Source organism: Pseudomonas sp. BF-R-01, assembly GCF_019946615.1.
Classification (GTDB): Bacteria; Pseudomonadota; Gammaproteobacteria; order Pseudomonadales; family Pseudomonadaceae; genus Aquipseudomonas; species Aquipseudomonas migulae.
Genome location: NZ_JAGYFX010000103.1, coordinates 1 through 20,709, shown reverse-complemented (window position 1 = coordinate 20,709; position 20,709 = coordinate 1). Strand labels below are relative to the sequence as shown.

Annotated in this window: 17 protein-coding genes; 6 read left to right on the top strand and 11 right to left on the bottom strand. The window is 60.4% G+C overall.

The features are described from left to right. Window positions 1-75: 75 nt before the first annotated feature. The 11 genes from KGB27_RS26085 to edd form a co-directional block, all read right to left on the bottom strand. Window positions 76-930, bottom strand: coding sequence for a D-hexose-6-phosphate mutarotase (locus KGB27_RS26085; protein WP_008038602.1), 855 nt, complete (start codon window positions 928-930; stop codon window positions 76-78). Window positions 931-1,044: 114 nt separating this feature from the next. After that, window positions 1,045-2,391: a carbohydrate porin gene (locus KGB27_RS26080; protein WP_192229117.1), complete on the bottom strand. Its 1,347-nt coding sequence runs from the start codon at window positions 2,389-2,391 to the stop codon at window positions 1,045-1,047. A 173-nt stretch (window positions 2,392-2,564) separates the two neighbouring features. Further along, window positions 2,565-3,725, bottom strand: coding sequence for an ABC transporter ATP-binding protein (locus tag KGB27_RS26075; protein ID WP_223556815.1), 1,161 nt, complete (start codon window positions 3,723-3,725; stop codon window positions 2,565-2,567). A 4-nt stretch (window positions 3,726-3,729) separates the two neighbouring features. Continuing rightward, window positions 3,730-4,575, bottom strand: coding sequence for a carbohydrate ABC transporter permease (locus tag KGB27_RS26070; protein ID WP_008032971.1), 846 nt, complete (start codon window positions 4,573-4,575; stop codon window positions 3,730-3,732). Beyond that, a complete protein-coding gene (locus KGB27_RS26065) occupies window positions 4,568-5,476 on the bottom strand; it encodes a carbohydrate ABC transporter permease (protein ID WP_008032969.1) in 909 nt (302 codons plus the stop codon). Before KGB27_RS26065 ends, KGB27_RS26070 begins: the two co-directional genes overlap by 8 nt. A 171-nt stretch (window positions 5,477-5,647) precedes the next feature. Beyond that, on the bottom strand, window positions 5,648-6,955 hold the full coding sequence (locus KGB27_RS26060) for an ABC transporter substrate-binding protein (protein WP_008032967.1): 1,308 nt from the start codon (window positions 6,953-6,955) through the stop codon (window positions 5,648-5,650). Between the two features lie 117 nt (window positions 6,956-7,072). Beyond that, the gene (locus tag KGB27_RS26055) at window positions 7,073-8,332 is read right to left on the bottom strand and encodes an AGE family epimerase/isomerase (RefSeq protein WP_223556814.1); all 1,260 of its coding nucleotides are present in this window, start codon (window positions 8,330-8,332) and stop codon (window positions 7,073-7,075) included. Between the two features lie 182 nt (window positions 8,333-8,514). Then, window positions 8,515-9,984, bottom strand: coding sequence for an ATP-binding protein (locus KGB27_RS26050; protein WP_192229115.1), 1,470 nt, complete (start codon window positions 9,982-9,984; stop codon window positions 8,515-8,517). Further along, window positions 9,974-10,705 (bottom strand): response regulator, encoded by a 732-nt coding sequence (locus KGB27_RS26045; protein WP_008031015.1) that lies wholly within the window; start codon window positions 10,703-10,705, stop codon window positions 9,974-9,976. Before KGB27_RS26045 ends, KGB27_RS26050 begins: the two co-directional genes overlap by 11 nt. Window positions 10,706-10,863: 158 nt before the next feature. Next, window positions 10,864-11,814: a glucokinase gene (locus KGB27_RS26040; protein WP_008031013.1), complete on the bottom strand. Its 951-nt coding sequence runs from the start codon at window positions 11,812-11,814 to the stop codon at window positions 10,864-10,866. Beyond that, window positions 11,811-13,637 (bottom strand): phosphogluconate dehydratase, encoded by a 1,827-nt coding sequence (gene edd / locus KGB27_RS26035; RefSeq protein WP_008038612.1) that lies wholly within the window; start codon window positions 13,635-13,637, stop codon window positions 11,811-11,813. The genes KGB27_RS26040 and edd overlap by 4 nt, the downstream gene beginning before the upstream one ends. A gap of 220 nt (window positions 13,638-13,857) precedes the next feature. Between edd and gap the strand changes: the two genes are divergently transcribed. The 6 genes from gap to KGB27_RS26005 all read left to right on the top strand — a co-directional run bounded on the left by gap (window position 13,858) and on the right by KGB27_RS26005 (window position 20,587). Next, a complete protein-coding gene (gene gap / locus KGB27_RS26030; protein WP_223556813.1) occupies window positions 13,858-14,859 on the top strand; it encodes a type I glyceraldehyde-3-phosphate dehydrogenase in 1,002 nt (333 codons plus the stop codon). A 183-nt stretch (window positions 14,860-15,042) separates the two neighbouring features. Further along, window positions 15,043-15,507, top strand: coding sequence for a methylglyoxal synthase (locus KGB27_RS26025; protein ID WP_223556812.1), 465 nt, complete (start codon window positions 15,043-15,045; stop codon window positions 15,505-15,507). A gap of 77 nt (window positions 15,508-15,584) precedes the next feature. After that, window positions 15,585-16,103, top strand: a complete 519-nt coding sequence (locus tag KGB27_RS26020; protein ID WP_008038635.1) for an RNA polymerase sigma factor — start codon at window positions 15,585-15,587, stop codon at window positions 16,101-16,103. Between the two features lie 81 nt (window positions 16,104-16,184). Then, complete coding sequence (locus KGB27_RS26015) at window positions 16,185-17,150, top strand: FecR family protein (RefSeq protein ID WP_223556811.1); 966 nt, start codon at window positions 16,185-16,187, stop codon at window positions 17,148-17,150. A 122-nt stretch (window positions 17,151-17,272) separates the two neighbouring features. Beyond that, window positions 17,273-19,864: a TonB-dependent receptor gene (locus KGB27_RS26010; RefSeq protein WP_223481613.1), complete on the top strand. Its 2,592-nt coding sequence runs from the start codon at window positions 17,273-17,275 to the stop codon at window positions 19,862-19,864. A 114-nt stretch (window positions 19,865-19,978) separates the two neighbouring features. Beyond that, window positions 19,979-20,587: a biliverdin-producing heme oxygenase gene (locus tag KGB27_RS26005; protein WP_223556809.1), complete on the top strand. Its 609-nt coding sequence runs from the start codon at window positions 19,979-19,981 to the stop codon at window positions 20,585-20,587. Window positions 20,588-20,709: the final 122 nt, after the last annotated feature.

Below are 20,709 nucleotides of genomic sequence, written 5' to 3'. Positions count from 1 at the left end.
CCTACAGGTTCAGGGTGACCTGTAGGAGCGAGGCTTGCCCGCGAAGAGGCCAGCGGCAACACCGCGAACCCTGAACTAAACCCCCACCCGCGCCTGCAAACTCAAATGCGCCTTCTGCCCCGGTGCCAGGCTCAGGCTATCGGTCCCGCCGCTCGCCGCTTCCACACACACAAATTCGGAAATCTCGTTCCAGCTCACGCCCAATAGCGGACGCGTCCCCGGATGCCAGACCACCGTGTCCGCATCATCCCCGGTATCGATGCACAACTGCCGCTGCCAGGCGTGGTCCTTGAGCTGCAATTCGCCGTCATGCTGGAACACCCGCTGACAGCCACCCTCTACCCGCAACTCGCCTTCCTGCTGACAAACCTGGCGGTTCAACTGGTCGTAACCTTGCGCCCCGTCGAGCCCAGACAGCGCTATCTCACCGACATCACCAATACGCCAATAGGCGTGCAATGCCTGGCTCAATTGGCACGGCAGGCTGTCCTGATGCTCGGTGCTCAGGCGCAACTCCATGCGTTCGCCAAGGTGCGCATGCAGGTCCACTTGCCAGTCGCACAGCTGCAATTGCCAGTGCAGGCGCACGCCGTCATCGTCATGACGGCTGTCGAGCAGCTTCCAGTCCAGCAAGCGCGCCCAGCCATGGGACGGCCAGGCGTTTTCGCTCGGATGGCGGCCATACCACGGCCAGCACACCGGCACGCCGCCGCGAATAGCACCGACATGCGGCCACTTCGCCGCGCACCAGAGCCAGGGCTTCTGGCCCTTGGGCTGAAAGTGCAGCAACTGCGCGCCCTGACGACTGAACACCGCCTGACACAGCGGGTGATCGATCACCAGAACGTCGCGCATCTGATAGCGCTCCCACGCAAACACCGGACGTTCGCGCAAGGATTTGAAGAAGCGTTGTAGCGGATGCTCATGCATGTGCCACGGTCCTGAAAATCAGCTGTCACCGGGGTGCGCCGCCCCCAAAAAAAAGCGGACAGCCTGGGCTGTCCGCAAAAATGCGCACATAGAGAGGAGCTTATCGCAACAGCGTTAGAACACCGACTGAATTTTCAGGCCGGCGACCAGCGCGTTATCGACTTCATCCACACCGCCCGGGTGAGTGATGTATTGCAGGTTGGGACGCACGGTCAGCCAGTTGGTAACGTGGAAGCCGTAGTTGATCTCGTAGTTGTATTCGGTGGTACGCAGTGGCGAGAACCGTGGATCGTTGTAGTCCGTGACATTGTTGGCGGCGTTGACCAGCTCGGCGTTTTTCTTCACGTCATCGTTGACATGGATACGCGCGAAACCGATACCGACGTCATCTTTCGGACGAGCATCGAACGGGCCTTTGTACACAAACATCAACGACTGGTAGTTGTCGACGAAGTTGGTGTCCTTGTCGTGGAACGTGGCGTTGGCCGAAACGGTCAGGCCGCGGCTCTTGTCACCGTTGTGGTCGGTCAGCTGTTGCTGCGCCACGAACCAGTAGCCGGACTTGCTGTCGTGGCTGCGGTAAGCGTTGCCGCTGGTGGCAGCATCAGCACCGTTGTCGTCTTCACGAACGTCATTGGCATCAGCCGTGCTTTTGTAGTAACCGACACGGTATTCGCCCGGCAGGTTGTTAGGGTTAGGCAACCAGACCAGTTCGACCGGCAGGACGGTGCCGTTGGTACCACTGCCGCTGAGCTTGAAGCCGTTACCGTGCTCCAGTTGCGACGTGTTCTGGTTGTACGCGCCGATCTGCGCATAGAACTCAGGCGAGATGTTGTACTTCACGCGGACCGCAGCCTGCATGACCGGCCAGTTGTACCAGATGTTGGTCGCCCAGTTACCCACCTGGGAACCGCAGAACGCCAGGTTCTGGAACTCGCAAGGGAAGGTGTTGAAGTCTTCGCCTTCGCCGAAGTAACCGGCCTTGACGTCCAGTTTGCCGTCGAGGAACTGGTGCTTGATCCACAACTGGGTCAGACGGACCATATGGCCGCGACCGTAGACTTCCTGGGAGGAACTCAAGGTGCCGGCACGCGGGTCGCCGACACGGTCATTGGAGATGTTTTCGCCGTTACGGTTGGTCAGCTGGATCTTCGCCTGGGTGTTATCCCAGCCCCACAATTTTTGCAGGTCCAGTGCCACGCCCAAACCAAACTGGTCGGCATAACGCGCTGTCTTGTCGTCGTTGAAGCCGCCGTGAAGGTTGCTGCCCACTTCACCGACGTAGTCCATCTTGATGTCGATGCCTTGCTCGATCAGCTTGGTCCGCTCACCACCCCAATCACCGGTCATCCATTCGGAATCAGCGCTGAACGCGTCAGCCGCGTGCACACTACCGGCCAACATCATTGCCGCAATTGCCGACAACTGGCAGATAAGCTGAGCGTTGTTGTTCTTCTTCATCCCTACATCCTCGTTTTATTGTTATTAACTGTTTTTATCTAACGCGGTTACATCGGTTGCGATGCGCGACAGGCCGCCCACCGCATATCCCCCCTGTAGGAGCCAGGCTTGCCGGCGAAGGCGTCACTGAAATCGCTTTCGCCGGCAAGCCTGGCTCCTACAGTTTTTGATCTTCAGCGGTTTTTGAACTGGGTGACGTTGGCGCTGTGAACTTCAGTTTTTGGCAGACCGGCCACCCCCAGGCGCTCCCCGGTCTTGGCATCGAACAGCAGCACTTTCGATGGATCGAATTGCAGGGTCAGGGTCTCGCCCACGGCCGGCGCAACGTCGGGTGCCAGGCGGCAGCAGACTTTGGTGTCGTTGAGATTGACGAACACCAGCGTGTCCGGACCGGTCGGTTCAGTGACCTGCACTTCGGCGCGAATGGTCGGCAAACCATTGGCCTCGTTGCCCGCCAGCACGATCTGCTCAGGGCGCATGCCGAGGATCACTTCGCGATCTTCCAAACCGGCGTCCTGCATGCCCAACGGCAATTCGCAGCGCGCCTGACCGCTGTCGAGCAGCGCCAACAGACGACCGTCCTTGCGTTGCAAACGCAGGGGAATGAAGTTCATCGGCGGCGAACCGATGAAGCTCGCCACGAACAGGTTGGCCGGGTTGTTGTAGATGTCTTTCGGCGTGCCGAACTGCTGAATGATCCCGTCCTTCATCACCGCCACTTTGTCGCCCAGCGTCATCGCTTCGATCTGGTCGTGGGTCACGTAGACCGTGGTGGTTTTCAGGCGCTGGTGCATCAGTTTCATTTCGGTGCGCATCTCGACGCGCAGCTTGGCGTCGAGGTTGGACAGCGGTTCGTCGAACAGGTAAATCTTCGGCCGCCGCGCCAGGGCACGGCCCATCGCCACACGCTGTTGCTGACCGCCGGAGAGCTGGCCGGGCTTGCGGCTCAGCAGGTGTTCGATCTGCAGCAGCTTGGAGACGCGAGCAACTTCTTCATCGATTTCGGCGGCGGGCATTTTGCGAATCTTCAGGCCGAAAGCGATGTTGTCGCGCACGCTCATGGTCGGGTACAGCGCGTAGGACTGGAACACCATGGCGATGTCGCGATCCTTGGGGCTCATGCCGCTGATGTCGGCGTCATCCACCAGGATTGCGCCGCCGCTGATGGTTTCCAGGCCGGCGATGCAGTTCATCAGCGTGGATTTACCGCAGCCCGATGGGCCGACCAGGATCAGGAATTCCCCGTCATCGATCTTCAGTTCGATGTTTTTCAGGGTGTCCGGCAAACCGGCGCCGTAGGTCTTGTTGACGTTGCGTAATTCGAGAGTTGCCATGTTTCTACCCCTTGACCGCGCCGGACGTCAGCCCACGCAGGAAATACTTGCCAGCGAATATGTAGACCAGCAGTGTCGGCAGCCCGGCGATCATCGCGGCGGCCATATCAACGTTGTATTCCTTGGCCCCGGTGCTGGTGTTGACCAGGTTGTTCAGGGCCACGGTAATTGGCTGGGCATCGCCACTGGCGAAGACCACGCCGAACAGGAAGTCATTCCAGATCTGGGTGAACTGCCAGATCAGGCAGACCATCACGATCGGGATCGACATCGGCAGCAGGATCTTCCAGAAAATCGTGAAGAAGCCTGCGCCATCCAGGCGTGCAGCCTTGACCAGCGCATCCGGAATGCTCACGTAGTAGTTGCGGAAGAACAGCGTGGTGAACGCCAGCCCGTAGACCACGTGCACCAGCACCAGACCGGTGGTGGTGTTGGCCAGGCCGAACTTGCCGAGGGTGAACGAGGCCGGCAACAGCACGGTCTGGAACGGCAGGAAGCAGCCGAACAGCAGCAGGCCGAAGAACAACTGCGAGCCACGGAAGCGCCACATCGACAGCACGTAGCCGTTCATGGCACCGATGAAGGTCGAGATAAAAACCGCCGGCACGGTGATTTTCACCGAGTTCCAGAAGTACCCGCCGACCACGTCCCAGGCCTTGATCCAGCCGATGCCGTCAATGACGGTCGGCCAGCTCAGCAGGTTGCCGGTACGGATGTCTTCCGGGGATTTGAAGCTGGTCAGCAGCATCACGATCAGCGGAATCAGGTACACCGCAGCGGCCAGCAGAAGCGTGGCGTAAATCGCGATACGGCTGAAACTCAGCGTCGGTTTTCCGAGTTGATTAGTCATGGCGTTTGCCTCGCAGCTCGGAGTACAGGTACGGCACGAGGATGGTCAGCACGGCACCGAGCATCAGCATGGCGCTGGCCGAACCGATGCCCATCTGGCCACGGCTGAAGGTGAAGGAATACATGAACATCGCCGGCAGGTCGGACGAGTAGCCGGGACCGCCCGCCGTCATCGCCGCCACCAGGTCGAAGCTCTTGATTGCGATGTGCGCGAGGATCATGAAGGCGCTGAAAAACACCGGGCGCAGGCTCGGCAGGACGATCTTCAAATAGATGGTCGGCAGGCTCGCACCGTCGACTTGCGCGGCACGGATGATCGATTGATCGACACCGCGCAGACCGGCCAGGAACATCGCCATCACAAACCCGGAGGCTTGCCACACGGCAGCGATCACCAGGCAGTACACCACGCGATCCTGATCCACCAGCCAGTCGAGACGGAAGCCTTCCCAGCCCCAGTCACGCAGCATCTTGTCCAGGCCCAGGCCAGGGTTGAGCAGCCATTTCCAGGCCGTACCGGTGACGATCATCGACAGCGCCATCGGGTACAGGTAAACGGTGCGAATGAAGCCTTCCTTGCGAATGCGCTGGTCCAGCAGCACCGCGAGGAACACGCCCAATACCAGGCTGATGCCGATGAACATGCCACCGAAGAGCGCGAGGTTCTTGCTCGCGACCCACCAGCGATCGTTGTCCATCAGGCGCATGTATTGCTGCAGGCCGACCCATTTGTAGCTCGGCATGAAGCTGGAATTGGTGAAGGACAGTATGAATGTCCAAATGATGTAACCGTAGAAACCAACCAACACGATGAGCATGCTTGGCGCGAGTACCAACTTGGGTAACCAGCGTTGCAGCGCATCGAACGGTGAGGCTTTGCTGAAAACCGCCACAGAGCTCATCGGGATAATCCATTGGAGAAGTGAGTATCTGTAGGAGCGAGGCTTGCCCGCGAAGGCGGCGTAACTGTCGACAACTCTGTTGAATGTCAGACTGCTTTCGCGGGCAAGCCTCGCTCCTACAAGGGGAACGGTCCCAGAAAATTGCCGCAGGCGAGCCTGCGGCCTCAGGGATTACTGGGCGGCTTTGACAGCCGATGCCAGTTGGGCGCTGGCCTTGGCCGGGTCAGCGTCCTTGTCGTTCATGAAGTTGGTGACCACGTCGAAGATCGCGCCTTGCACAGCCAGGGAAGTGGCCATGTTGTGCGCCATGCTTGGTTGCAGGCCGCCGGTTTTCTCGTCCGCCAGGAAGTCCTTGGCGGCGGTTTGAGCGCAGGCGTCGAAACCGAGCTTGTCCATCTCGTTCAGCATGTCGGTACGGACCGGGATCGAGCCTTTGTTGATGCTGAAGACTTTCTGGAAGTCGGTCCCCAGAGCAACCTTGGCCAGGTCTTGCTGGGCGGCGATGTCACCCTTGCGATCAGCTTTCAACTTGAATACAGCCATCGAGTCGATGTTGTAGGTGAAGGCTTTTTCGGTGCCCGGGAACGGCACGCACTGGTAGTCCTTGCCGGCGACTTTCTTCGCCGCAGTCCATTCGCTTTTCGCCCAGTCGCCCATCATCTGCATACCGGCCTTGCCGTTGATGACCTCGGCGGCAGCGATGTTCCAGTCACGACCGGCGCGGTTCGGGTCCATGTAGCCGGTGAGTTTTTTCAGCTCGGTGAACGACTTGGTCATTTCCGGCCCGGACAGGGTTTTCTGATCCAGGTCTACCAACGCTTTTTTGTAACCATCGGCGCCCATGACCGAGAGCACCACGTCTTCAAACACGGTGCTGTCTTGCCAAGGCTGACCACCGTGGGCGAGCGCGATGAAGCCGGCGGCTTTGAGCTTGTCGCCGGCGGCGTAGAATTCTTCGAGGGTGGTCGGGGCTTTGTCGATCCCGGCTTTCTTGAACACTTCCGGGTTGATCCACAGCCAGTTCACACGGTGAATGTTCACCGGAACGGCCACGTAGTCGCCTTCGTATTTGACGGTGTCGGAGACTTTCTTGATCAGCAGGTTATCCCAGCCTTCGGACTTGGAAACGTCTTTCAGGGTGTCGGTGCTGAGCAGGCCAGTGCTGCCCCACTCCTGGATGTCCGGACCCTTGATCTGGGCAACGCCCGGCGGGTTACCGGCGACTGCGCGGCTTTTCAGTACGGTCATGGCCGTGGAACCACCACCACCGGCGACTGCGCCGTCCTTCCAGGTGAAGCCGTCTTTTTCGACTTGAGCCTTGAGGACATCGACCGCTGCTTTTTCACCACCCGACGTCCACCAGTGAACAACTTCCACCGAACCTTTGGAATCGGCGGCAAGGCCACTGAGAGGAAATGCACTGAGGGGAAGCAGCGACGCGAGAGAAATGACAGTAGCGAGGCGAGAAATCGCATTCATCTAGTAGTACCTTTCTTGTTGTTATGCATGCAAGTCTGGTGCTTGCGCTGCATAGGATTTTAAACAGGAGTCATCCCCTCGCAGGTAACGAAGGGACGCGTGAATGTCACCGCATGGTTACATAGAACCGCTCTGGGACAGACTCGCCAAGGCACTGGCCATGCTCGGCGCCAGCGGCAGGCGCGGAATCAACACGGCTTGCCAGGCGTGATAGAGATCGGGTTTGCCGGCCCAGATATCGGCGCTCGGACGGTTCTGCGGATCGAGCTCGTGATACCAACTGCCCTCGCAGCGGTCGATGAAATGACTGTCACAAAATTCCCAGAACAGTCGGTACCAGGTTTCATATTGCTCATCGCCCGTGCGTTTAAGCAGCGCGCTGGCGGCGGCGCTGGCTTCGCAATGGGTCCAGTGCAAGCGATGGCGAACCACCGCGCGATTATCCCAATCGAGGGTGTAGACAATCCCGGGCAGCCCGTCGATATCCCAGCCGTGGCGGCAGTTGTGCTCGAAGAGTTTTTGCGCGTCAGTGGCGAGCCAACCGGGCGTCAGCATCCCGGCCTGTACTCGCGCAGCTTCGAGGTGCAGCAACAGCCGGGCCCATTCGAAGCCGTGTCCCGGCGTGGTGCCGTAAGGACGGAAACCGTCGGCCGGGTTGTCGTGGTTGTAGTCGCGCAACGGCTGCCAGTCGCGGTCGAAATGTTCGACCACCAGGTAATCGTTGGCGGCGGCGTGACCATGGATCACGCGCTCGACGATCCGTTGCGCGCGGCACAACCAGCGATTGTCTTGCGTGACATCGGCCAGCGCGAGGAAGGCTTCGGTGGCGTGCATGTTGCTGTTGGCGCCGCGATAACGTTCCTCTTCACGCCAGTCGCGATTGAAGGATTCGCGCATTGCGCCCTCCTCCTCACTCCAGAAATACGTGTCGATGATGTTAATCGCGTCATCGAGCAAGGCCTGTGCGCCGGGACGCCGCGCCACCACGGCGGAACTGGCGGCCAGGGCAACGAAAGCGTGCAGGTAAGCGGCCTTGCCGGTGTTGTCGTCAAGGGGATGCGCGGTGGCGAACCAGCCACCATGCTCGGCATCGCGCAACGGCCCGCGAAGGGCATTGATGCCGTGATCCACCAGCTCGGCGAAACCCGGCAGGCCCTGGATGTGCGCCATGGCGAAGCTGTGGGTCATGCGCGCGGTGTTCATGGTTTCGGCATGGGCGTTGGCCGGGAGACAGCCCTTTTCGTCGAGATTGCCGAAGCCCTCGGGGAGCTTCGAAGCCTTGGCGAATGCCAGCAGGCGCAGGCCTTCGGCGGCGAGCCATTGCTGATGGGCCGGTGCGTTCAGCCAACTGCTGAAAGCGGGTTGGAAGGTGTCCATGGGGTGCCTTTTTTGTTGTTATGACTGCGGGCAGTCTAAACAACGGGCGGTGGCGGGCTTGTAACGAAGGGGGCGAGTTATGTCACCGAATGGTGACATTTTGTAGGAGCCAGCTTGCTGGCGATGGCGTTTTCAATGACGCTATCGCCAGCAAGCTGGCTCCTACAGGGATTTGTGTTTTTTCAGTCGATTGATCGAGGCAATTGGAGCGTCACCCGCAACCCACCTTCACGCAGGTTTTGCAGGCTGACTTCCCCGCCATGGCTATGGGCAATGTTGCGCGCAATGCCCAATCCCAAGCCATAACCCTGCTGCTGCCCGGCCAACCGGAAGTGTGGCTCGAACACCTGCTCCAGCCGCTGCTCCGGCACACCCGGCCCTTCGTCATCGACATGCAGGACAAACGCGTTCTCGTCGTCATCGATGTGCAGGTGCGCGTTCTGACCGTACTTCAAGGCGTTGTCGATCAGGTTGCCGATGCAGCGCTTGAGCGCCAGCGGTTTGCCCGGATACGCCGCCAGCGCCCGACCCTGCTGGGTCACGCGACCATTGCCGTTAGGCGCCAGATACGGTTCCACCAGGCAATCGAGCACATGGTTGAGGTCCACCTGTTCGATGTTTTCGTGGATGTCAGTGTCTTTCACGCATTGCAGCGCGCCTTTGACCAGCAACTCCAGCTCATCGAGATCTCGTCCGAATTTGGCTTGCAGCTTTTCGTCTTCCAGCAATTCGACACGCAGGCGCAAGCGGGTAATCGGCGTGCGCAAATCATGGGAAATCGCGCTGAACAACTGGCTGCGTTCAGTCAGGTAACGGCTGATACGTTCGCGCATCGCATTGAAGGCGCGCCCCACTTCCACCACTTCACTGCCGCCGCCCTCCGCCACCGGCTCGACTTCCGCCCCGAGGGACATGTCCCGCGCCGCCCGTGCCAAACGCTTGAGCGGTCGGCTCTGCCAATGCACCAGCAAGCCGATGAACAACAGCAAAAAGCCGCTGGTGAGGACGATGAACCAGACTTGCTGCGCCGGCAGGCCTTGCTCTTCAAGGCTGGTGTAGGGCTCGGGCAACAGCGAGGCGATGTACAGCCACTCGCCCGGTGCCATCTGGATTTGCGTGACCAGCACCGGCGGATTCACCGGCTCAAGGGTCAATGCGTAGTGCGCCCAGGAACGCGGCAGCTCATCCAGTTTCAGGCCACCGTTGAAGATCCGCAGGTCTTCGGGGCTGACAAAGGTCACCGAGATATCGGTGTCCTGGCCGAGCGACTGACGCAGCACTTCGTCCACCGCTTTGAGCACCGCCGCTTTGCGCGGGGTGATCGGCAGCACTTCCATGCCAAGCGGTTTGTCGTTGAGGGTCACCACGAAACGGGTGCCGCCCATGCTTCGCAACTGGTCGAGCACCAGCGGCCTGAACGCGACCGGCAACGAGCGAAAATAACTGACGCTGGCGGTCATCGAATGGGCAAGGCTGCGGGCGCTGGTGACCAGGCCTTCCAGCTGCGTGGCACGCAATTGCGAGACCCAGATCACGCTCGACAACGTCTGCGCGAACAACACCGCCAGCAAGGTCAGCAGCAACATCCGCCCGAGCAGCGAACGCGGGACCGGAACCTTTGCCGCGAGCTTGCGCAACACCTCAGTGACCATTGCTGGCAACCACATTGGCCGCCAACTGATAACCGCTGCCGCGCACGGTGCGAATCAGTCGCGGCGGTTTTTCGGTATCGCGCAGGCGTTGGCGCAAACGGCTGACGGCCATGTCGACGATCCGGTCCAGCGGCATCAGGTCGCGGCCACGGGTGGCGTTGCCGATGGTGTCGCGGTCGAGGATTTCCTGGGGGTGATCGAGGAACAGTTTCAGCAGGGCGAAATCGGCGCCGGAGAGAATCACTTCTTCGCCATCAATGTGGAACAGCCGATGGCTGACCATGTCCAGCCGCCAGTCATCGAAGGCCAGCACTTCACTGCCGGAACGTTCCTGACCGAATTGCGCACGACGCAACAAGGCTTTGATCCGCGCCTGCAATTCACGGGGGCTGAAGGGTTTGCCAAGGTAGTCGTCGGCGCCCAGTTCCAGGCCGATGACGCGGTCGGCTTCGTCGGAGCTGGCGGTGAGCATGATGATCGGCACTTGCGCCTGACGCGGGTGCTGGCGGATCCAGCGGCAGAGGCTGAAACCGTCTTCGTCGGGCAGCATCACGTCGAGGATCACCAGATCGCTCGGCGCATCGTTCAACGCCTGGCGGAAACCGGCGCCGTCGGGCGTGGTACGTACCTGGAAACCCGCACGGGTCAGGTAGGTGTCCAGCAACTCGCGTATCTCTTGATCGTCATCGACCAACAAAATCGACTTGTTGACTGAGCTCACGGGGCGGCGTCCTTGTTGTTTGAATTTGAGGATTATGCCTGATCGATCATAAATCTATGTGTCTGTTCCGGCCTCTTCGCGGGCAAGCCTCGCTCCTACAGGTTGCTCCGGTGCTTCTGTAGGAGCGAGGCTTGCCCGCGAAGAGAACGACGCGGTCCTTATGCCTGGTCGAGGGCCACACCCGCGCCCACCAGCCCGGAATACGGCGCCGTCACCAGCCACACCGGAATCCCCTTGAAGTAATCACTCATGCAACCCTTGTCGGCAAAGCACCGCGCAAAACCGCTTTCGAGGAAGAAATCGGCAAACCGTGGGATCACTCCACCGACGATAAACACGCCACCGCGCGCGCCCGTGGTGAGCACGTTGTTGCCCGCCACGCGACCGAGCCAGCAGCAGAACTGTTCCAGCACTTCCAGCGCAATCGGATCACCCGCCAGGCCGGCGGCGGTAATCGCTTCCGGCGTTTCGAGCACAGGCGTATGCCCATCCACCGCGCAAATCGCCCGATAGACGCGCGGCAAGCCGCTGCCACTCAACGCCGTTTCCGCGCTGACATGCCCAATCTCGTTGAAGATGTGCTGCCACAACTGAGTTTCACGCGGGCTGCTCAACGGCAAATCGACGTGGCCACCCTCGCCCGGCAATGCAGCAAAACGCCCTTCGCCGAGATCGAGCAAAGTACCGACGCCCAACCCCGTGCCCGGACCAATCACCACCGCCGGGCGCAACGGTTCCGGCGTGCCTTCGCAAACCACGCGGAATTCGCCCGGCTGCAAACGGGTCATGCCCAGCGCCATCGCCGAGAAGTCGTTGACCAGCAGCAGTTGCTCCACTTGCAGGGTCTGGCAGAACGCCTTGCGACTGAGGCGCCAGTGATTGTTGGTGAACTTGAATTCATCACCACTCACCGGGCCGGCCACTGACAAACACACGGAACCAATCGAACCCGGAGCCAGCCCCTGCCCGTTCAGATAGACGCTGATCGCCTCTTCCGGGCTGGGAAAATCTGCCGTTGCCAGCACCTGGACCGATTCCAGCTGCTGGTTTTTCCACAACGCGAAACGTGCGTTGGTCCCACCGATGTCACCGACCAAAGCCAGTTTCAATTAAGCGTCTCCAGGGCAGAAGTAAAGGCGCTGGCGCCCTGCTCTGCGGAGCTGAAGGCCATGCGCATGAAACCAAACAGCTCGCGACCGGTGCCAATGTTGTTGCCCAACAGGCCCTTGGCCGGCGTGCGCGCTGCGAATTCTTCGGCGTCCACCTTAAGCTCCAGGGTGCCTTTGACGCCATCGACGCGGATGATATCGCCCTCTTGGACTCGCGCCAAAGCGCCGCCCACATAAGCTTCGGGGCTGACGTGAATCGCCGCCGGGATTTTCCCCGAGGCGCCGGACATGCGCCCATCGGTGACCAGCGCGACTTTGAAGCCGCGATCCTGCAGCACGCCGAGGAACGGCGTCATTTTGTGCAGTTCCGGCATGCCGTTGGAGCGCGGGCCCTGGAAGCGCATCACCGCGACAAAGTCCTTCTCCAGCAAACCGGCCTTGAACGCATCGGCCAGATCCTGTTGATCCTGGAACACCATTGCCGGTGCTTCGACGATCTGGTTTTCCAAGGCGACTGCCGAGACTTTCATCACGCCACGACCGAGGTTGCCTTCCATCACGCGCAAGCCGCCCTCGGGCGAGAACGCTCGAGCGACTGGACGCAGGATGGTTTCATCGAGGCTGTCGGTGACGCCTTCGCGCCATACCAGCTCACCGTTATCGAGGAACGGTTCCTTGGTGTAGCGGCTCAGGCCGTGGCCCAGAACCGTGTTGACGTTTTCGTGGAGCAGGCCGGCTTCCAGCAGTTCGCGGATCAGGAACGACATGCCGCCCGCCGCCTGGAAGTGGTTGATGTCGGCTTTGCCGTTCGGGTAGACGTGGCTCAGGGTCGGCACGACTTCGGAGAGGTCGGCCATGTCCTGCCAGGTCAGTTGAATGCCCGCCGCCATGGCAATCGCCGGCATGTGCAAAGTGTGGTTGGTCGAACCGCCGGTGGCGTGCAGCGCCACGATGGAGTTGACCAGCGAACGCTCATCGACGATTTCGCCGATCGGCATGAAGTTGCCATTCTGCTTGGTCAGGCGCGTGACCTGATGCGCCGCTTCGCGGGTCAGGGCATCGCGCAACGGCGTGTTCGGGTTGACGAAAGAGGCGCCCGGCAAGTGCAGGCCCATGACTTCCATCAGCAACTGGTTGGTGTTGGCGGTGCCGTAGAAGGTGCAGGTGCCGGGGCTGTGGTAGGAATTCATTTCCGATTCCAGCAGCTCTTCGCGCGAGGCCTTGCCTTCGGCATAGCGCTGGCGCACATCGGCTTTCTGCTTGTTGGAAATGCCCGAGACCATCGGCCCGCCCGGTACGAAAATCATCGGCAGATGACCGAAGCGCAACGCGCCCATCATCAGGCCCGGCACGATCTTGTCGCAGATGCCGAGCATCAGCGCGCCATCGAACATGTTGTGGGAAAGGGCAACAGCGGTGGACAGCGCGATCACTTCACGGCTTGGCAGGCTCAGTTCCATGCCCGGCTCGCCTTGGGTCACGCCATCGCACATCGCCGGGGTGCCGCCGGCGAACTGGCCGACGGAGCCGATTTCGCGCAGGGCTTTTTTGATCAGTTCAGGAAAGACTTCGTACGGCTGATGCGCCGAGAGCATGTCGTTATATGACGAAACAATCGCGATGTTCGCGGAGTTCATCATTCGCAGGCTGTTCTTGTCTTCGGTGCCGCAACCGGCCACGCCGTGGGCGAAGTTGGCGCATTGCAGCTTGCCGCGCATCGGACCGTCGCTGGCCGCACCGCGAATGAGCGCAAGGTAAGCCTCGCGGGTTGCGCGGCTGCGGGCGATAAGCCGTTCGGTGACCTCAAGGACGCGGGGATGCATGTGTAGAACTCCAGGCTAACGGATGTGGCGACCTGATTGTCTATGCTGAACAAGAGCCGTTGTTGATGGGATGACAAACGGCTTTCTTGATCATTCGGACCAGTTGATTCAGGTCACTCGTTGTAGATTGAACAAAATATTGCCACTAAAAAGGCTTGTTTTCTATTTTTATGCGAATAATCTTGTAATTCCAACAACAAAACGACGGCGGCCCTGTTAAATGACTCTTCGAATCGCAATCAATGGTTTTGGCCGTATCGGCCGCAACGTCCTTCGCGCACTGTATACCCAAGGCTACCGTCAGGATTTGCAGATCGTTGCAATCAATGACCTGGGCGACAGCGCGATGAACGCTCATCTGCTCAAGTACGACACTGTTCACGGCACGTTCGACGCCGATGTCCAGCATGATCAGGAAAGCCTGACCGTCAATGGCGACCGGATTTCCGTCAGCGCCATTCGTAACCCGGCCGAGCTGCCGTGGGCTGCGGAAAAGATTGATTTCGTGTTCGAATGCACCGGTTTGTTCACCGACCGGGCCAAAGCCGCCGCGCATATTACGGCCGGCGCGCGCAAAGTGATCATCTCTGCACCGGCCAAAGGCGCCGACGCCACCGTGGTGTATGGGGTGAACCACGACATTCTGCGCCAATCGCACCAGATTATTTCCAACGCGTCGTGCACCACCAACTGCCTGGCTCCGGTCGCCCAGGTGCTGCACCGCGAACTGGGCATCGAAAGTGGTTTGATGACCACCATCCACGCCTACACCAACGACCAGAACCTGACCGACGTCTACCACACCGACCCGTACCGCGCCCGTTCGGCCACCCAGAACATGATCCCGAGCAAGACCGGTGCGGCCGAAGCGGTCGGCCTGGTGCTGCCGGAACTGGCGGGCAAACTGACCGGCATGGCCGTGCGTGTGCCGGTGATCAACGTGTCGCTGGTGGACCTGACCGTGCAACTGAAGCGCGAGGCGTCGGCCGATGAAGTGAATGCACTGCTCAAGGAAGCCAGCCAGCATTCGAAGATTCTGGGCTACAACACGTTGCCGCTGGTCTCGAGCGACTTCAACCACAACCCGCTGTCGTCGATCTTCGACGCCAACCACACCAAGTCCAGCGGCAAGCTGCTGAAGGTTCTGGCCTGGTACGACAACGAATGGGGCTTCTCCAATCGCATGCTCGATAACTGCCTGGCGCTTTGCAACGCTGAGTAACTCTGTGCCTGTTGCGCCGTACCCGACTCTGTAGGAGCCAGGCTTGCCGGCGAAGAACGATGACGCGGTCTAACAGATACATCGCGCCGCTCGGTTCGCGGGCAAGTCGGGTCGCCGCACCGCTCGCGCCTACAGGCGATGGCGTACTCAACCATCGTCGGTAACCTGCCTACGGAATACCCCATGATCGGTATCAGCTTCACGCAAAAAACCGTCGCCGCGCGCAAACGCATCGCCCTGGTCGCCCATGACCACTGCAAGGTGTTCCTGCTGGACTGGGCCGAGCGGCACAAAGACAAGCTCGCGCTACATGAACTGGTCGCCACCGGCACCACGGGTTTGTTATTGCAACAACGCCTCGACCTGCCCGTGGAAAGCATGATCAGCGGCCCCTTGGGCGGCGACCAGCAACTCGGCGCGCAAATCGCCGAGCAGCGGGTCGACATGCTGGTGTTCTTCTGGGACCCGTTCGAACCGCAACCCCATGACCCGGACATCAAGGCATTGCTGCGGGTCGCGGCAGTCTGGAACATTCCCGTCGCCTGCAATGAATGCAGCGCCGACTACCTGCTCAGCAGCCCGTTGATGGATCAGGCGCATTCCCATCGCATTCCCGATTACGCGACCTATTTGCTGGGCCGCGCATAAACCTTCACAAATCAGGACTTGACCATCGTAGCGGATGATAAGCATTATCATTTGATCAAAATGGATCAGGTCCTCCCGTGAGTCAATCGCGCTTCAATCACGTCTTCATCGCCCAGCGCGTCTCTCTGCTGCGCACGCTGGAGCGGATGGTCAACAATCACAGCACCGCCGAAGACCTCTTGCAGGAGACCTACCTGCGCGTGACCCGTGCGCTCAGCGAACGGGCCATCGACCACCTTGAACCCTTTGTTTTCCAGACCGCCCGCAACCTGGCGCTGGACCATTTGCGTGCTCGGCGCATTCAGTCCCGGACGATGCTCGACGACGTGCCGATGGACGTGGTGGAAAGCATTGCCGCGCCAGCCAGCAGTGCCGAGGACGCCGCCCATGCCAAACAATTGCTGGAGCGTTTGAACGTGAGCCTCAGTGAACTCAGCGCCCGTCAGCAGCAGATTTTCATTCTCAGCCGTTTGCACGGGCACAGCTATCTGGAGATTTCCGAGAAGCTCGGCGTGTCATTGAGCACGGTGCAAAAGGAGTTGAAGCTGATCATGGCCATCTGCATCGGTGTCGCCGAACGGTTAAACGGCGACTGAGCAAGCAAGGCTTTGCTACCCTTGCCCACTTTCAAGCTCCACTAAAAAACAGCCGTGCACAGACACTGCCGAGGAAACACCGTGACGGACACCCACCGCTCCCCTCCGCCCTCCCCGGCGCGGGACTCCGCAAGTGCGATGGACCAGGCCCTGGACTGGCTGATCGTGCTGGGCAGTCCGAGCGAAGAACAGTCTCGCCAGTTCCAGGCATGGCTGGACGCCGACCCTTTGCATGCGCAAGCGTTCGCCAAGGCCCAGGCCATCTGGGACGGCCCGCAAGTCGTGCAATGCGCGCAGCACCTGGCCGCGCAACCACCCAAAGTCACCGTGTTGTCGCGCCTGCGCCCGCACTGGAAACCATTGGCCACCGCTGCCGTGTTGATCCTCGGCCTGTTCAGTTTCAGCAACCTGCCCCTGCGTCTCCAGGCCGATCACCTGACGGTGGTCGGTGAGCGTCAGCGCCTGCAACTGGAGGACGGCTCGAAAGTCCTGCTCAATACCAATTCAGCGTTTTCCAGCACCATCAACGATCAGCAGCGCGTCGCCCGTCTTTATCAGGGCGAAGCGTTTTTCGACGTGCCGGCCCATCGCGGCCAGCCGCTGGAAATCGACGCCGGACCGGTGAAGGCCAGCGTGCACGACACCGCGTTTGCGGTGCGCTACCTCGATGGCGTGACGCAGGTTCAAGTGCAGCGTGGTGATGTCGACTTGCGGGCGACCCGCGACGACGCACGGATTCGCCTGTCTGCCGGCGAAAGCATCCGCATCGGCCCCAACGGTTTCGACCGGCCGGCCAGGCTCGATGCCGCGACTGACCTGGCCTGGGTCCAGGGCCGACTGGTGTTTGAAAACTGCCCGATGAGCCAGGTGCTGGCGGAGCTGCGTCGCTACTATCCAGGCTGGATCATCAACAACAACGAGCAATTGGCCGACGTCGCCGTGACCGGCAATTACCGTCTCGACCAGCCGCTGGACGTGGTCCGCTCGCTGGCGCACATCACCTCGGCGCGGCTCCAGGAATATCCGGCTCTGGTGATCCTGAACTAAATGAGAATTATTTTTACTCGATAGCTGAAGCTCGTACGTCTCGTTATAGCCAATGCAATTGATTCGCATCTTCATATGCCAATCAGCACCTATAAAGATTCGTGCGACTCGGAGCGCTATCGATGTCCTCTCGCCTTACCCGCCACTCCTCTTCACCGTCCCGCGTGCTCTCGCTGCTGACCGCCGCCATCCTCATGGCTGGTAGCGCGCCGCTGATGGCCGCCACCGCCGCCGAGCAACCGACGCGCAACATGGGCGATTACGCGTTTGCGATCCCGCAACAGTCGCTGGTCTCGGCACTCAATGCCTTTACCGCGGTGACGGGCTGGCAGGTCGGCTTGCCGGCAGAACTTGGGCAAGGCGTGGCCTCGCCGGGTGTGCGCGGGTCCTTGTCGCCGGAGAAAGCCCTGGATCGCCTGTTGGTGGGGACCAACCTGAGCTATCGCAAACTGGGCAACAACAACATCGTCCTGGAAAAGCGCCCGAGCAGCGGCGCCCTCAATCTGCAACAGGTGACCATCAGCGCCACCCGCCAGGAACAAACCGTGGAAAGCGTGCCGGGCACCGTCACCGTTCACACCCGCGAAGAGCTGGACCGCAACAACGTCAACACCATCAAGAACCTCGTGCGTTACGAACCGGGCGTTTCGGTCGGTGGTGCCGGCCAGCGCGGCGGGATCAGCGGCTACAACATCCGCGGCATCGACGGCGACCGGATCCTGACCCAGGTCGACGGCGTCGAAGTGCCGAACGACTTCTTCAACGGCCCTTACGCCAAGACCCAGCGCAACTACGTCGACCCGGAGATCATCAAACGCGTCGAAATCCTCCGTGGGCCGGCCTCGGTGCTGTACGGCAGCAACGCCATAGGCGGTGCGGTTAGTTATTTCACCCTCGACCCGGACGACATCATCAAACCCGGCAAAGACGTCGGCGCCCGCCTGAAAACCGGCTACAGCTCCGCCGACGAGAGCTGGCTGAAGTCCGCGACGGTGGCTGGCCGCGCCGATCAGTTCGATGGCTTGCTGCATTACAGCCAGCGCGACGGTCATGAAACCGAATCCTACGGCAACAACAACGGCACCGGGTTGGCGCGCACTGCGGCCAACCCGGAGGACGTGCGAACCTACAACGTGCTGGCCAAGATCGGCTGGAACTACAACGAAGATTCGCGCCTGGGCCTGACGTATGAAAAGTACAAGGACGACCGCGACACCGATCAGAAAAGCGCCTACGGCGGTCCGTTCGACAAAGGCCAGCCGGCGATTCCGGCCAGCGTCCTGCCGGGCGGCATGTACCAGTGGCGCACCGGTAACGACACCGTCACCCGCGAGCGTTTCGGCCTGGAACACAGCTTCGCCCTCGACAGTCTGCTGGCAGACAACGTCAAGTGGAGCCTGAACCACCAGGTCGCCAAGACCGACCAGAGCACCGAAGAGTTCTACTACCCGATCTCACGCAAAGTGCTGCGCACCCGCGAAACCCTTTATGAAGAAAAGCAGTGGGTGTTTGACGCGCAACTGGACAAGGCTTTCAGTCTTGCCGACACCGAGCACCTGCTGACCTACGGCACCACGATCAAGCAGCAGAAAGTCACCGGTTCGCGCAGCGGCAACGGCACCTGCCTCGCGGTCTTTGGCTCCTGCCGAACCCTCGGCGCCGTCAGCACCGCAGACGTGCTGAAAAAATCCAGCGACTTCCCCGATCCGACCGTCAACACCTACAGCCTGTTCGCCCAGGATCAGATCAGCTGGGACAAATGGACCTTCCTGCCGGGGCTGCGCTACGACTACACCGAGCTCAAGCCGCACATCACCCAGGAGTTCTTGAACACCGTGGCGGCCGATGGCCGCGGCACCGTCAGCAACGACTCCAAAACCTGGCATCGCGTGTCGCCGAAATTCGGCCTGACCTACGCCCTGACTGACCAGTACACCTGGTATGGCCAGTACGCCGAAGGTTTCCGCACACCGACCGCCAAGGCGTTGTACGGACGCTTCGAGAACACCACCACCGGTTATCGCGTGGAACCCAACCCGAACCTCGACCCGGAAACCAGCAAAGGTTTTGAAACCGGTCTGCGCGGTCAATTCGAATCGGGCTCCTTCGATGTGGCTGTGTTCTACAACAAGTACCGCGACTTCATCGAAGAGGATGCCATCTCCCCCGGTTACAACGAGCTGACCTTCCAGAGCGCCAACATCAAGCGCGCCACGATCAAGGGCGCAGAGGTCAAGGGACGCCTGAACCTCGACGTCTTCGGCGCGCCACAAGGTCTGTACACCCAGGGCTCGGTGGCCTACGCCTACGGTCGCAACAACGACAACGGCGAACCGATCAACAGCGTCAACCCGCTGACCGGCGTGTTCGGCCTCGGTTACGACCAGGACAACTACGGTGGTTTGCTCAGCTGGACGCTGGTGAAAAAGAAGGATCGTGTCGACGACACCAAATTCAAGTCGCCGGACGGCGTCAGCAGCCAGTTCAAATCGCCGGGCTTCGGCGTGCTGGACCTGACCGGTTTCTACAAAGTGACGGACGACGTGACTGTCAGCGCCGGGGTCTACAACCTGACCGACAAAAAGTACTGGCTGTGGGATGACGTGCGCGGTTACGACGGCGTCGGCGAGGCTTCGGTCCTCAGCCCGGCCAACCTTGATCGCCTGACTCAGCCGGGTCGCAACTTCGCGGTCAATCTGGTCTGGGACATCTGATCCTGCACGCTCACTGCGCGGCTTTTTATAGAGCCGCGCGGTGAGGTTTTTTTACGCTCAGGCGTCTTCTTGTTCGTCTCGTTACCAAGCGCCTCTTTTCTTCAAGGATTTCTCATGACTAACCAGGACACTGCTCAACGCCCGGCTTTGCGTTCGCAACGCTTGAACCAGATCACCCATGAGCCCCACACCAAACTCGATGCACTGGTCAAAGCCCACGCGCCGTTCGAAACCCAGGCCAATTTCGCCCGTTTCGTGGTGGCGCAATATCTGTTCCAGTCGGAGCTGGTGGCGCTGTACAACGATGCCGAACTGATCACCATCGTTCCCGATCTGGCGGCGCGCTGCCGTGCCGAGGCGGCCAAGGCTGACCTGGCCGATCTGGACACCGAAGTGCCGGCGCCTGTCGCGGGCGCAGTGAACACCCCGAGCAAAGCCGAAGCGCTGGGTTGGTTGTTTGTGTCCGAAGGCTCGAAGCTCGGTGCAGCGTTCCTGATCAAACGGGCTGTCGGCCTGGGCCTGAGCGAAACCTTCGGCGCCCGTCACCTCGGCGAACCGGCCGGTGGCCGCGCTGAAGGCTGGAAAAGCTTCGTCAAGACGCTGGACGGTCTGGAACTCACCGAGCAGGAAGAAGCCGAGCTGGATAAAGGCGCAATTAATGCGTTCAACCGCTTCACCGTGTTGCTGGAACACGCCTACGCCACCATCCCCGAACTCGCCTGATAACCCCGCCCTTGTAGGAGCGAGGCTTGCCCGCGAAGAACGATAACCGGTCTATCTGAAAAACCGCGGCGCATTCTTCGCGGGCAAGCCTCGCTCCTACAGGTCATAAATCGATCTTATGA